The sequence below is a fragment of the Nocardia arthritidis NBRC 100137 genome, from assembly GCF_001612765.1.
Lineage (GTDB): Bacteria > Actinomycetota > Actinomycetes > Mycobacteriales > Mycobacteriaceae > Nocardia > Nocardia arthritidis.
Genome location: NZ_BDBB01000051.1, coordinates 19284 through 31854, shown reverse-complemented (window position 1 = coordinate 31854; position 12571 = coordinate 19284). Strand labels below are relative to the sequence as shown.

Below are 12571 nucleotides of genomic sequence, written 5' to 3'. Positions count from 1 at the left end.
CACACCCGAGCTTAGGCACTGGCGTGCCGATACACACATCCCCGACCTGCGGTCGGCGCGGCGATAACGAAGCGCTGTTCGCCGTTCACCCGCCGCGAAATGGGCGGATCGGTGTCCGGATGTGCGGGGGTCGAACCGTTGTCGACAGATCCACCGCGTCGCGATGCGCGGCCACGCCGTCGAATCGGCGACCGGTCAACCGGGCGGTGGCCGGTGCGCCCACCGGCTCGCCGGACAGCTGGTAGAACGTCGCCGTGGCGAACCCGGTGAACTCGTCGCCGGTCACGTCGAGCTCGAAGGCGACGATTCCTTTGCGCACCACGGCGGGGTCGGTGCGATCGACGGTGAACTCCAGGAAGGCGCCGGTGACCCGCTCGCCCGCGCAGCGCCAGGTGCCCATGCCGTTGCTGTCGCTCGTGGCGCGATTGCCGTGATCGGGATTCGATTGCAGCATCGTGCCGCCGGGGTGGAACTGCATCACGTGGTAGCCGAACGGAGCGCCGTCGGCGCGGACTTCCCAGGTGCCGTGCACCGGATGCCGATCGCTCACGCCGTCTCCCCGCAGACGATCGCGAGCGCGGCGATGCCCCGATCGATGTCGTCGCGCGGCACGTTCGCGAAACTCAGCCGCATGGTGTTGCGGTGCTCCGCGACGTCGTCGGCGTAGAAGGCGCTGCCGGGCAGGAACGCCACCCCCTGCCGCAAGGCCCGCGCCAGCAGCGCATCGGCATCGAAATCGGGCGGCCCCTCGATCCACAGGAACATCCCGCCCTCCGGCTCGACCCAGCGGAACCCCGGCGGGAAATGCCGCTCGAGCGCGACCGACAACGCGTCCAACTTGGCCGCATAGGCGTCGACGAGGTGGGCGAGGTGGGCGATCCCGGCCGAACTGCCGAGGAATTCGGCGGCAATCGCCTGGCAGTACGTCGAAGTCTGCATATCAATGCCCTGCTTCAACGCCAGCACGGTCCGCAGGAGATCCGGGGGCATGACGGTGATTCCGACGCGGATCGCGGGAGCGAGCGTTTTCGACAGGGATGTGATGTAGACCGAGTTGTCCGGCGCGAACGACGACAGCGCGGGCTGTGCCACGCCGCGATAGCGCAGGTCGGTGTAGACGTCGTCTTCGACCACCAGCGTGCCGTGGCGGACGACGATCTCCGCGATTTCCGCACGCCGATCGGCGGGCATCGTCCGCCCGGTTGGATTCTGGAAAGTGGGCAGTAGATAGACGAATGCCGCGTCGTATCGGGCCAGGGCTTCGGCGAGCGCTTCCGGCACGAGGCCGAATTCGTCGGAGGACACCGCCACGACGGCGGCTCCGTGGCTGCGGAATTCCTTCACCGCCGGGCCGTAAGTGGGAGTCTCGACCAGAACCACGTCCCGCGGGTCGAGCAGCGCCAAACACACATTGTGCAATGCGCCGGAGCCGCCGGTCGAGATATGCAGGCGATCGTGCATGCACCGAATATCGCGATTGCGCAGAAGGTTTCGGGCTTCGTCCAACAGCGGGGCGAATCCCTGGGTCATCCCGTACTGGAGGACGGCGCTGCCGTATCTGCCCACGACCGTCTGCGCCAACGTGGCGACGAGCTCGCTCGGCAGCAGAGCGGGGTCGGGCGCTCCGACGGCGAAGGACACCACGTCGGGGCGGCCCGCCAGCGCCGCGAAGATGTCGTCGATCGGCCCGCTGGTCACCTCGGCCGCGCCGCGGCTGCGTTTGTGGACGGCCACGTCAGCCGACCGGGTCGAGGCGCCGCAGGCGGGCAACCACTTCGGGTACGTCGGCGTCGTATTCCGGCGTCAGCACCACGTCGTCGTTGAACAGCGGATCGGTCCGCATTTCCACCGCGACCAGATCCTCGGCGTCGTCGAGATTCACCGCCACGTGCACGACGCCTTCGGGGATGTAGATGAACTCGCCCGGACCGTGGAAATGTGGCGTCAGCTCCGGGCCGATCAGGGTGACCGCTCGTCCGCGCAGGCAGACGACGACGATCTCGGTGTGCGCGTGATAATGCGCTTTCGACATCGCGCCCGGGGCCATGTTGACAATGCCCGCCGAGATGCCTGTGGCGCCACAGGTTTCGGTGGTGACGCAGGGAATGAGGCGTTGTCGTTGCCGGCCGATTGTTTCGGCCGAATCGGACGGTTTGATCACACGCACGTGCTTGACTGCACTTTTCATGGCTACTCCGGGGCACTCCGTCACCGACGAATTGGACGCTAGACCATTCCCGCTGCTGGCGAGACGAGCTCGTCGGCCCGTGGGAAACCGATGTGTATAGGCGCTTTCGCGATTCCGTACGGTTCCTTTCCGGTGACCTGAGATTTCCGCGGCGATGTCGTCGACACCGACGGCGCGGTACCGCGATGCGCCGTCGTGCGGCGTCCACGGCCACCTCCCGGTTATCCCTCGGGCCGCTACCGCGCGTCTCCTGCCACGGCGCGGGTGGCCCGACCGATCGGCGTTTCCGCCGGGTGGCGCACGACCTGTCCGCGCTCGCGGGCGCCAGGCCGCCTCCGCGTCGGCTCACCGCAGCGGAACCGTTGTGTGAGATCAGCACGCCCGAATACTGTTCGCTACCTGATTTGCGTAGGCTGCGCACTGTGCAGAGATGGCGAAGTCTCGACGAGGTGCCCGCGGACTGGGGGCGCTGTGTCCTCACGATCGGTGTGTTCGACGGTGTGCACCGCGGCCACGCGCAGCTGATCAGCCGGGCCGTGAAGTCCGCCGCAGCGCGCGGCGTGCCCGCCGTGCTGATGACGTTCGATCCGCACCCGATGGAAGTGGTCCGCCCCGGCTCGCACCCCGCGCAGCTGACCACCCTCACCCGCCGCGCCGAGCTGGCCGAGGAACTGGGCGTCGATGTGTTCTGTGTCATGCCCTTCACCCATGAGTTCATGAAGCTGACTCCCGCGCGCTATGTGCACGACCTGCTGGTGGAGCGGTTGCACGTGGTCGAGGTCGTGGTCGGGGACAACTTCACCTTCGGCAAGAAGGCCACGGGCACGGTCGAGACCATGCGCGAGCTCGGCAAGCGCTTCGGCTTCGAGGTCGACGGCGTGACGCTGCTCGCCGAACACGCCGTGACCTTCTCCTCGACCTACATTCGCGCGTGCGTCGACGCCGGGGACATGGCGGCCGCGGCCGAGGCGCTGGGACGCCCGCACCGGGTGGAGGGCGTCGTCGTGCACGGTGACGGCCGCGGTAAGCAACTCGGTTTTCCCACCGCGAACGTCGCGCCGCCGATGCACGCCGCGATTCCGGCCGACGGCGTGTACGCCGGATGGTTCACCGTGCTCGGGCCCGGCCCCACCATCGGGACCGTCACCCCGGGCGAGCGGGCCATGGCCGCCATCTCGGTGGGCACCAACCCGACCTTCTCCGGCCGCGCCCGCACCGTCGAGGCGTATGTGCTCGACGGCGAGGCCGATCTCTACGGTCAGCACGTCGCGGTGGACTTCGTCGAGCACATCCGCGGCCAGCGCAAGTTCGAGTCGGTGGAGGAACTCGTCGAGTGCATGGGCCGCGACGTGGAGACCGCGCGCAAGATCCTCATCGCCGTCGACGCCGGGTGAGCGTCAGGACTTCATGAAGTCGAGCAGGTCGTCGTTGAGCTGCTCGGCGTGCGTGACGTACAGGCCGTGCCCGGCGGTCGGGTACTCCTTGTAGACGCAGTCGGGAATGAGTTTCGCGGTGCGCCTGCTGCTGGCGTCGATCGGGATGGACTGATCCGGCACCCCGTGCACGACCAGAGCGGGTATCGGCAGATTCCGCAGCGTCTCGCGGTGGTCGGACGGGAAGGTCGACTCCCAGACCGCGATGGTGGCCCACGGCGCGGCGGACAGGCAGCGGCGCGTCTCGTGCTCGATCAGCGCGGGGGAGACGTCGTTGCCGAGGTGGGTGGCGAAGTACCCTTGCGCGCGGTCGGCGAACCATTTGGGCCGGTCGGTGCGCCACTGCGTGACCGAGGCCAGGCTCAGCTCCTCCGGCAGGCCCTCAGGGTTGTCCTCGGTCTGTCGCAGGAACGGCAGCGTGGTGGCCAGCAGCGCGATGCGCGCGACCCGCGCGGTGCCGTGCCTGCCCAGGTAGCGCGCGACTTCCGCGCCGCCCGCGGAGTGGGCGACGAGGGTGAGCTCGCGCAGGTCCAGATGTTCGATCAGCTCGGCCACGTCGTCGGCGCGCGTGTCCAGGTCGTATCCGGTCGACGGCCGGTCGGAGCGGCCGTGCCCGCGCCGGTCGAGCAGCACGCAGCGGTAACCCTGCTCGACGAAGAACGGGACCTGGTACTCCCACATCTCCGTGTTCAGCGCCCACCCGGCGATGAACACGATCGGTGCTCCGGTTCCGTAGTCCTCGTAGGCCAGGCGGGTGCCGTCGGTCGTGTTCAGGTAGGGCATCGTCTTCTCCTCGTATTCGGCGGTACGACAAGAAGATTCGCAGCCGGACTGCGCGGAGTCGATTACCCGGAAGGTAATGCCGATGCTTCCCTGTGCCGCGTGGCCGGAACCGGGCGCGAGGGCCGCGGGCGGCGATTTCGGCTGGAAGCGCCCGGTCCGGTAGGGTGGTCCCTCGGGTTTGCTGCGGTCCGCGGTGGCGCCCATACCCGGGTAACCGGACCTTCGAGCGCGGAACTGAGAAACAGGAGTGGATGCCCCATGGCGCTGACCACCGAGCAGAAGTCGGCGATTCTCGCCGAGTACGGCTTGCACGAGAAGGACACCGGTTCGCCGGAGGCGCAGATCGCGCTGCTGTCCAAGCGGATCGCCGACATCACCGAGCACCTGAAGAAGCACAAGCACGACCACCACACCCGGCACGGTCTGATGGCGCTGATCGGTCGTCGCAAGCGGCTGTCGAAGTACCTGCAGGACAACGACATCAACCGCTACCGTTCGCTGATCGAGCGGCTCGGGCTGCGTCGGTAGTTCTTTCCGGCGCCTTCGGCGCCGAGGTTCGCGGCCCGTCACGGCTCGCGTCCGAGCAACCGCTGCCGGCGACTTCGTCGCGGACGCAGCGATCCCTCGACGCGAGCCGGGCTGTGAACGGCGCGCGCTCCTGCGGCGGTTCGCCGGTTATGGCTGCCGTGATTCGACTTGCGCGTTTCAGTGTGTGAGTTCGGACCCGCGTGCCGGGCCAGGACTACCCGGTGTGCCGACGGCAGGAGCCGTTCGCTGATCAGGTGCGATTTTCCGCGGAGCCGCGATCGGCGGCCGTGAGGGCCGCGGGCATCTGTCGACTCCCAGGGATCGGGTCCGGGCGCTCGTGAACCGCGGTGGTGGTCACAGGCGGTCCGACACGGAGTGCCCGAGGCGGTCGCTGGTCCAGCCGACGGGGAGACGTACAATCGCTCCGTTGGCTATTTGTGTATAGGGGTGGATCGCCCCCCTGCGCACGACAACATTGCACAGCCGTATGCACCCGCCCGCGTGGCGTCGGTCTTCGGTAGTGGCCTATCGGCAGCGAGTTGACGCCGTCGGGCTTCGATCGATGACCGCCTCCGCGTCGCCGTCTCCAAGGGGATTCGGCCGGGTGCGCGCGCCGCAGCCAGGAGGGTTGCCGCGCGTCCGTACCCGGTACGGCTGACGACAGCCGGATCGCGCCACCGTGCGCTCGAGCCGGCGAAGACGAGAGGTTGACAGAGAAGAATGACCGAAACAACTGAACGCAAGAGCACTGCCGTCGAGGTCGAACCGGGCGTGTACGAATCCGTCGCGCTGATCGACAACGGCAGCTACGGCACCCGCACCATCCGGTTCGAGACCGGACGTCTCGCCCGGCAGGCCGCAGGCTCGGTCGCCGCCTACCTGGACGACGAGACCATGCTGCTGTCGGCCACCACCGCGGGCAAGCAGCCCAAGGACCAGTTCGACTTCTTCCCGCTGACGGTCGACGTCGAGGAGCGGATGTACGCCGCGGGCCGCATCCCGGGATCGTTCTTCCGCCGTGAGGGCCGCCCCTCCACCGACGCGATCCTGACCTGCCGCCTGATCGACCGGCCGCTGCGTCCGTCGTTCGTCGACGGACTGCGTAACGAGATCCAGGTCGTGGTCACGGTGCTGAGCCTGGACCCGAAGGACCTCTACGACGTGGTGGCGATCAACGCCGCGTCCGCGTCCACCCAGATCGCGGGCCTGCCGTTCTCCGGCCCGGTCGGCGGCGTACGCGTCGCGCTGATCGATGGCCAGTGGGTCGCCTTCCCGTCCACCGAGCAGCTCGAGGGCGCCGTGTTCGACATGGTCGTCGCGGGCCGGGTGGTCGACTCCGGCGACGTCGCGATCATGATGGTCGAGGCGGAGGCGACGGAGAACGTCATCGCGCTGGTCGAGGGCGGTGCGCAGGCGCCGACCGAGGCCGTCGTCGCGGAGGGTCTCGAGGCCGCCAAGCCGTTCATCGCCCGCCTGTGCCGCGCCCAGCAGGACCTGGCCGAGCTGGCCGCCAAGCCCACCGAGGAGTTCCCGCTCTTCCCGCCGTACGGGCAGGATGTGTACGAGGCCGTCGAGGGCACCGCCAAGCGTGAGCTGAGCGAGGCGCTGAGCATCTCCGGCAAGCAGGAGCGCGAGGAGAAGATCGACCAGATCAAGCTCGCCGTGCTCGAGCGGCTCGTCGACGACTTCGCCGGACGCGAGAAGGAACTGGGCGCGGCGTTCCGCTCGGTCACCAAGAAGCTGGTGCGTCAGCGCATCCTGTCCGACGGCTTCCGCATCGACGGCCGCGGCCTGGCCGACATCCGCGCGTTGTCCGCCGAGGTCGCGGTGGTGCCCCGGGCACATGGCTCGGCATTGTTCGAGCGCGGCGAGACCCAGATCCTGGGCGTCACCACTCTGGACATGGTGAAGATGGCCCAGCAGGTCGACTCGCTCGGCCCGGAGACCAGCAAGCGCTACATGCACCACTACAACTTCCCGCCGTTCTCCACCGGTGAGACCGGCCGGGTCGGTTCGCCCAAGCGCCGCGAGATCGGCCACGGCGCGCTGGCCGAGCGGGCGCTGATCCCGGTGCTGCCCAGCCAGGAGGAGTTCCCGTACGCCATCCGCCAGGTCTCGGAGGCGCTGAGTTCCAACGGCTCCACCTCGATGGGTTCGGTGTGCGCCTCCACTCTGTCGCTGCTGAACGCGGGCGTGCCGCTGAAGGCGCCGGTCGCCGGTATCGCGATGGGCCTGGTCTCGGACACCATCACCAACGATCAGGGTGAGGAAGAGGTCCGCTACGTCGCGCTGACCGACATCCTCGGCGCCGAGGACGCGTTCGGCGACATGGACTTCAAGGTCGCGGGCACCCCTCAGTTCGTCACCGCGCTGCAGCTGGACACCAAGCTGGACGGCATCCCCTCGCAGGTGCTGGCCGGCGCGCTGAGCCAAGCTCACGACGCGCGTGCCACGATCCTGGACGTGATGGCCGAGGCCATCGCCACCCCGGACGAGATGAGCCCGTACGCGCCGCGCGTCACCGCGATCAAGATCCCGGTCGACAAGATCGGCGAGGTGATCGGACCCAAGGGCAAGGTGATCAACCAGATCACCGAGGAGACCGGCGCCAACATCTCCATCGAGGACGACGGCACCGTGTTCGTCGGCGCGACCGACGGCCCGTCGGCGCAGGCCGCGATCGACGCGATCAACGCCATCGCCAACCCGCAGCTGCCGAAGGTCGGCGAGCGCTTCCTGGGCACGGTCGTCAAGACCACCGCCTTCGGCGCGTTCGTCTCGCTGCTGCCGGGCCGCGACGGTCTGGTGCACATCTCCAAGCTGGGCAACGGCAAGCGTGTGGCCAAGGTCGAGGACGTGGTGAACGTCGGCGACAAGCTGCGGGTGGAGATCGCCGACATCGACAACCGCGGCAAGATCTCGCTCGTGCCGGTCGAGGAGAACACCGAGGAGCCCGGCGACGACGCGGCCGATGCGGGTTCGGCCGGGACCGAGTAGTACTTGTCCCTGTGACGAAGAAGAAGACGACAACCCCTCTGCTCAGCACCGGGCAGGGGGGTTCGTCACTCGAGCTGCGGGCGGACTCGGACAGCGGAGTACGGCGCACCGTGCTGCCCGGCGGATTGCGCGTGGTCACCGAGCATCTGCCCGGGGTCCGCTCGGCGTCCATCGGCGTGTGGGTGGGCGTCGGGTCGCGCGACGAAGGCCCGACCGTCGCGGGCGCCGCGCACTTCCTGGAGCACCTGCTGTTCAAGGCGACGCCGACGCGCTCGGCCCTGGACATCGCCGAGGCGATGGACGCGGTCGGCGGCGAACTCAACGCGTTCACCGCGAAGGAGCAGACCTGCTACTACGCGCACGTCTTGGACGAGGACCTGCCCCTGGCCGTCGACCTGGTCTCGGATGTGGTGCTCAACGGACTGTGCCGGGCGTCGGATGTGGACGTGGAGCGGCAGGTGGTGCTCGAGGAGATCGCCATGCGCGACGACGACCCCGAGGACCTGGTCGGTGACTCCTTCCTGGCCGCGCTGTTCGGTGATCATCCGATCGGGCGCCCGGTGATCGGTTCCGTCGAATCCATCGAGGGGATGCGGGCCGCGCAACTGCGGTCGTTCCACCTGCGGCGTTACCGGCCGGACCGGATGGTGATCGCGGTAGCGGGCAACGTGGAGCACGACCACACCGTGGAATTGGTGCACCGTGCTTTCGAAAACCGGCTCGAACCCGCGGCGACGCCCGCACCGCGGCGCGAGGGCCGGTTCCGGCCGCACGGCGCTCCGCAGCTGCACTGGAGTCATCGCGACAGTGAGCAGGCGCATCTGGCGTTCGGCGTGCGCGCCTTCGGGCGGCACGAAGGGGAGCGGCGCTGGCCGCTGTCGGTGCTCAACACCGTGGTCGGCGGCGGGCTGAGTTCGCGTCTGTTCCAACGCATCCGGGAAGAACGCGGGCTGGCCTACTCGGTGTATTCCGGCGTCGACACCTTCGCCGACACCGGCGCGTTCTCGGTCTACATCGGCTGCCAGCCGGAGAACCTCGGCGAGGTGGCGGCACTGGCCCGCGGCGTCCTGGAGGAAGTCGCCGCCGACGGCATCAGCGATGCCGAGTGCGCACGCGCCAAGGGCTCGTTGCGTGGTGGGCTGGTGCTCGGCCTGGAGGACTCCGCCTCGCGTATGAATCGTCTGGGACGCAGCGAACTCAGCTACGGCAACCACCGCAGCGTATCGGAGACCCTGGCCCGCATCGACGCCGTCACCACCGAGGAGGTGTCCGCCGTCGCGCGCACGCTGTTGGCGCGGCCCTTCGCCGCGTCGGTCGCCGGGCCGTACAAGCGCGCCCGTGATCTACCGGCGGCCGTCCGGCGGTTGGTGCCGAGCTGATCGTCGCGAGGGAGGGGACCGCGGCTTGGCGGGGAATCCGTTCCCGCGATACTGTTTCGGCCGCCCGCCCCCTCGGTCCCCGCTGGAGGGCGCTGAACTCGATTGTCCGGGCATGGGATCCGGCGATCTCTGGCAAGGAGTCGAGATGAACCGAACGAATCGTGCCCTTCGCGCGCTGGGAACGGTATCGCTGCCCATCCTCGTGCTGTCCGGGTGCGGTGGAACGGACGCGGAGGCGGGCAAGGCGGGCGAGCCGACCGAGTCCGCACTGCGCGCGGAAGCCACGGAGATGACCGACGCGCTGGCGAGTCACGACTATGCCGCCGCGTACCGGTTCCGCTCCGCGCGGTGCAAGCTCACGCTCAACGAGGACGACTACGTGGCGTCCATGGCGCAGCTCTACGACGGCCGGGACCTGAAGTCCGAGCCCGCGCGGATCACCGTCACCACGTCCGGCTCGACCGGCACGGTTACGGTCGAGCACTCCGACGCCCGCGCGGGGCAGGACGACACCAAGCCGAAGACCTGGACGTTCATCGACGGGCAGTGGCGCTTCGACAACTGTTGAGCGCGCACTGCCTCGGCAGGGTCAGTCCCCGCGGGCGCGATTGGCGGCCGCGACGATCGTCGGCACCAGCCCCGGCAGGGCGGCCTCGAGGTCGTCGATGCGCAGGCGCTGGCAGGTGTGACCGTCGATGATCAGGCGCTCGATCACACCGGCGTCACGCAGGATCTTGAAATGGTGGGTGGCGGTCGATTTGTTGATCACCTCGTAGAGCGCGCCGCAGCGGACCGCCGTTCCCGCGTTGCCGAGCCGACGCACCATCTCCAGGCGCACCGGGTCCTGCAGCGCGCTGAGCACCGCGGGCAACGCTGCCACCGGGGGCGCCTGCTGGTCCGCGTCTCGCGCATCGGACATGATCTGGCTCACTCTCAGGTTTGATGATCGTCGTACCGGATGTATCGTCGACTGCGGTTCGATCATCATCAAACTTACCTGATCGGAGTTCCGATGGCAGCGACGATGGCGGTGGCCGTCGATGAACAAACCTCACAGCGCTGGGCCTATGCCCTGGTCCTGGCGGCCAGTGGCGTAGCGCTGGGGGTTTCGGGCGTTCCGGCGCCGCTCTACGGCATCTATCAGAAGCAGTGGCATCTCTCGCCGCTCACCACGACCATCGTGTTCGCGGTGTACGCCGTGGCCGCGCTGGGCGCGGTGCTGGTGTCCGGGCGGATTTCCGACGTGGTCGGCCGGAAACCGGTGCTGCTCGGCGCTTTCGCCACGATGGTCGCCGGGCTGCTGGTGTTCGTGCTCGCCGACGGCGTGCCGATGCTGCTGCTGGCGCGTGCGCTGCACGGCATCGCGGTCGGCGCGACTGTGGTCGCAGGCGCCGCCGCGCTGCTGGATCTGCGTCCGCACCGCGGTGCGCGGTCCGGGCAACTCAGTGGTGTCGCCTTCAATGTGGGGATGGCGGTGGCGATCCTGGGCTCGGCACTGCTGGCGCAGTACGCGCCGCATCCGCTACGCACGCCGTACGTCGTGATCACCGTGGTCTGCCTGGCGATCGGCGCCGGTGTGCTCGCGCTGCGCGAACCGCACTCGGCCCGGGCGGCCGGACGCATCCGGATCGCGAAACCCGCTGTACCGCAAGAGATTCGCGGCGACTTCTGGTTCTCGGCCATCGGCGTGATGGCGGCCTGGTCGGTGCTGGGTGTGCTGCTGTCGCTGTACCCCTCGCTGGCCACGCAGCAGACCGGCATCCACAACCTGGTCTTCGGCGGCGCCGTCGTCGCATCGACCGCGCTCTCCGGCGCCACGGTGCAACTGTTCGCGACCGGCGTGCCGGCCCGGTGGGCCGCGATCCTCGGCGACACCGGCATGGCGCTGGCGCTCCTGCTGACGGTCCCCGCGCTGGCCACGCACAACTGGATCGCCGTGCTCGCCGCGGGCGTCGCGCTGGGTGCGACCTTCGGCCTCGGCTTCGGCGGATCGCTGCGGCACCTGTCGGAGGTCGTGCCGCACCACAAGCGCGGCGAGACGATGTCGGCGTATTACTTGCTCGCCTACTCGGCGATGGCACTGCCCACCATCCTGGCCGGTTGGGCGGCCACCACCTGGGGTCTGAGCACCGTGTTCCCCTGGTTCGTCGGAGTGGTCGCCCTCGCCTGCCTGCTCGCGGCCGCTCTCGGCCTGCGCCGCGACCGGGCGGAGGTCCGGCGGGCATGAGCGGCGATTGGCTTTTTGCCATGAGTGTCCGCTAATGTTCTGTGTCGCATCACGGTCGCCGCGATGCGAATGCGGATGTAGCGCAGCTGGTAGCGCATCACCTTGCCAAGGTGAGGGTCGCGGGTTCGAATCCCGTCATCCGCTCCACGAAATCTTCCGGCCCTCTTCCGGAGACGCCCGGACGAGCAAGTCATTCCAGGTTCTGTCGTCACTCGCGCGCATCCGGCGTCATTCGGTATTCCCGCCCAGAGCCGACCGCGGTGGTGCGGTGGGCAACGAGCACGGACCGGTATCACGCCCCCGAAGGAGTGCGCCCGTGGCTCCCGAGCTGCGCCATGCCGAAGCCGGGACTACCGGCATCGTCGGGTGGCCGTCGTGCGGCGGGCGATCCGGCCCCGCTCCTGCGCCGGTCGCAACCGCGAACCGGGAAGCTGTCTATTCCGACCTCTTGCGTTCATTTCTGGATAGTGCTATAAGAAATCTATCTGTATTGACATAGGTTATCTCGGCACCGCGAGGTAGATGGAGTGAGTTGGAGGTGGCGACCATGTTGATGCGTACCGACCCGTTCCGCGATCTGGAGCGGTTCACGCAACAGGTGCTCGGCACGGCAGCGCACCCGGCCGTCATGCCGATCGACGCTTGGCGCGAGGGCGAGGAATTCGTGGTCGAGCTCGATCTGCCCGGTATCGATCCCGGCTCCCTGGACCTGGACATGGAACGCAATGTCCTCACTGTGCGCGCACAGCGCCCCGAACTGGATTCCGGCCGGGAGATGATCGCCGCGGAGCGCACCCGCGGAGTGTTCAGCCGTCAGATATTCCTCGGAGAGGGACTCGACACCGAGCGCATCGGCGCCGACTACACCGATGGCGTACTGAGGCTGCGAATCCCGGTCGCAGAGCGGGCGAAACCCCGCAAGATCGAGGTCGCCCGCGGTAACGGCCACCAGGTGATCGACGCCTGATCGCCGCAGGGCCCAGCACGTTCCGGTAGGAGGTGAAGGGTCGTGACCATGCTCGACACGTGGGATGAC

The 12571-nt window shown here is 68.5% G+C and carries 12 protein-coding genes and 1 tRNA gene; 8 read left to right on the top strand and 5 right to left on the bottom strand.

Annotation, left to right across the window (positions count from 1 at the left end; genetic code table 11):
* Nucleotides 1-85: 85 nt before the first annotated feature.
* The 3 genes from NA8_RS28495 to NA8_RS28485 are packed head-to-tail and all read right to left on the bottom strand — an operon-like array spanning nt 86 to nt 2188.
* The gene (locus NA8_RS28495; RefSeq protein ID WP_063053417.1) at nt 86-550 is read right to left on the bottom strand and encodes a hypothetical protein; all 465 of its coding nucleotides are present in this window, start codon (nt 548-550) and stop codon (nt 86-88) included.
* Nucleotides 547-1734, bottom strand: coding sequence for an aminotransferase-like domain-containing protein (locus NA8_RS28490; RefSeq protein ID WP_063053416.1), 1188 nt, complete (start codon nt 1732-1734; stop codon nt 547-549). The genes NA8_RS28495 and NA8_RS28490 overlap by 4 nt, the downstream gene beginning before the upstream one ends.
* A 1-nt stretch (nt 1735) precedes the next feature.
* Entirely contained in the window at nt 1736-2188 is a 453-nt protein-coding gene (locus NA8_RS28485; protein WP_063053415.1) for a cupin domain-containing protein, read from the bottom strand.
* A 422-nt stretch (nt 2189-2610) separates the two neighbouring features.
* Here NA8_RS28485 and NA8_RS28480 point away from each other — a divergent pair, with 422 nt between their 5' ends.
* Nucleotides 2611-3582, top strand: a complete 972-nt coding sequence (locus NA8_RS28480; protein WP_051175376.1) for a bifunctional riboflavin kinase/FAD synthetase — start codon at nt 2611-2613, stop codon at nt 3580-3582.
* Between the two features lie 3 nt (nt 3583-3585).
* Here the strand turns inward: NA8_RS28480 and NA8_RS28475 are convergent, their stop codons facing one another.
* A complete protein-coding gene (locus NA8_RS28475; protein WP_063053436.1) occupies nt 3586-4404 on the bottom strand; it encodes an alpha/beta fold hydrolase in 819 nt (272 codons plus the stop codon).
* Nucleotides 4405-4662: 258 nt separating this feature from the next.
* Here NA8_RS28475 and rpsO point away from each other — a divergent pair, with 258 nt between their 5' ends.
* The 4 genes from rpsO (at nt 4663) to NA8_RS28455 (ending at nt 9876) form a co-directional block, all read left to right on the top strand.
* Nucleotides 4663-4932, top strand: coding sequence for a 30S ribosomal protein S15 (gene rpsO / locus NA8_RS28470; RefSeq protein WP_039799352.1), 270 nt, complete (start codon nt 4663-4665; stop codon nt 4930-4932).
* 720 nt (nt 4933-5652) lie between these two features.
* The gene (locus NA8_RS28465; RefSeq protein ID WP_063053414.1) at nt 5653-7929 is read left to right on the top strand and encodes a polyribonucleotide nucleotidyltransferase; all 2277 of its coding nucleotides are present in this window, start codon (nt 5653-5655) and stop codon (nt 7927-7929) included.
* Nucleotides 7930-7967: 38 nt separating this feature from the next.
* Nucleotides 7968-9308 (top strand): M16 family metallopeptidase, encoded by a 1341-nt coding sequence (locus tag NA8_RS28460; RefSeq protein WP_063053435.1) that lies wholly within the window; start codon nt 7968-7970, stop codon nt 9306-9308.
* A gap of 145 nt (nt 9309-9453) precedes the next feature.
* Complete coding sequence (locus tag NA8_RS28455) at nt 9454-9876, top strand: hypothetical protein (RefSeq protein WP_157106970.1); 423 nt, start codon at nt 9454-9456, stop codon at nt 9874-9876.
* Between the two features lie 21 nt (nt 9877-9897).
* Here the strand turns inward: NA8_RS28455 and NA8_RS28450 are convergent, their stop codons facing one another.
* Entirely contained in the window at nt 9898-10227 is a 330-nt protein-coding gene (locus NA8_RS28450) for an ArsR/SmtB family transcription factor (RefSeq protein WP_063053434.1), read from the bottom strand.
* Nucleotides 10228-10320: 93 nt separating this feature from the next.
* Between NA8_RS28450 and NA8_RS28445 the strand changes: the two genes are divergently transcribed.
* The 3 genes from NA8_RS28445 (at nt 10321) to NA8_RS28435 (ending at nt 12502) form a co-directional block, all read left to right on the top strand.
* Nucleotides 10321-11535: an MFS transporter gene (locus NA8_RS28445; protein WP_084467153.1), complete on the top strand. Its 1215-nt coding sequence runs from the start codon at nt 10321-10323 to the stop codon at nt 11533-11535.
* A gap of 71 nt (nt 11536-11606) precedes the next feature.
* A tRNA-Gly gene (locus tag NA8_RS28440) sits at nt 11607-11682 on the top strand.
* A gap of 385 nt (nt 11683-12067) precedes the next feature.
* Nucleotides 12068-12502, top strand: coding sequence for an Hsp20/alpha crystallin family protein (locus NA8_RS28435; RefSeq protein WP_174550149.1), 435 nt, complete (start codon nt 12068-12070; stop codon nt 12500-12502).
* The last annotated feature ends 69 nt before the right edge of the window (nt 12503-12571 follow it).

Bases quoted from the DNA above. Each gene is read 5' to 3' on its own strand.
- NA8_RS28485 (WP_063053415.1), bottom strand. From the start codon at position 2,188: ATGAAAAGTGCAGTCAAGCACGTGCGTGTGATCAAACCGTCCGATTCG.
- NA8_RS28475 (WP_063053436.1), bottom strand. From the start codon at position 4,404: ATGCCCTACCTGAACACGACCGACGGCACCCGCCTGGCCTACGAGGAC.
- rpsO (WP_039799352.1), top strand. From the start codon at position 4,663: ATGGCGCTGACCACCGAGCAGAAGTCGGCGATTCTCGCCGAGTACGGC.
- NA8_RS28465 (WP_063053414.1), top strand. From the start codon at position 5,653: ATGACCGAAACAACTGAACGCAAGAGCACTGCCGTCGAGGTCGAACCG.
- NA8_RS28455 (WP_157106970.1), top strand. From the start codon at position 9,454: ATGAACCGAACGAATCGTGCCCTTCGCGCGCTGGGAACGGTATCGCTG.
- NA8_RS28450 (WP_063053434.1), bottom strand. From the start codon at position 10,227: ATGTCCGATGCGCGAGACGCGGACCAGCAGGCGCCCCCGGTGGCAGCG.
- NA8_RS28445 (WP_084467153.1), top strand. From the start codon at position 10,321: ATGGCAGCGACGATGGCGGTGGCCGTCGATGAACAAACCTCACAGCGC.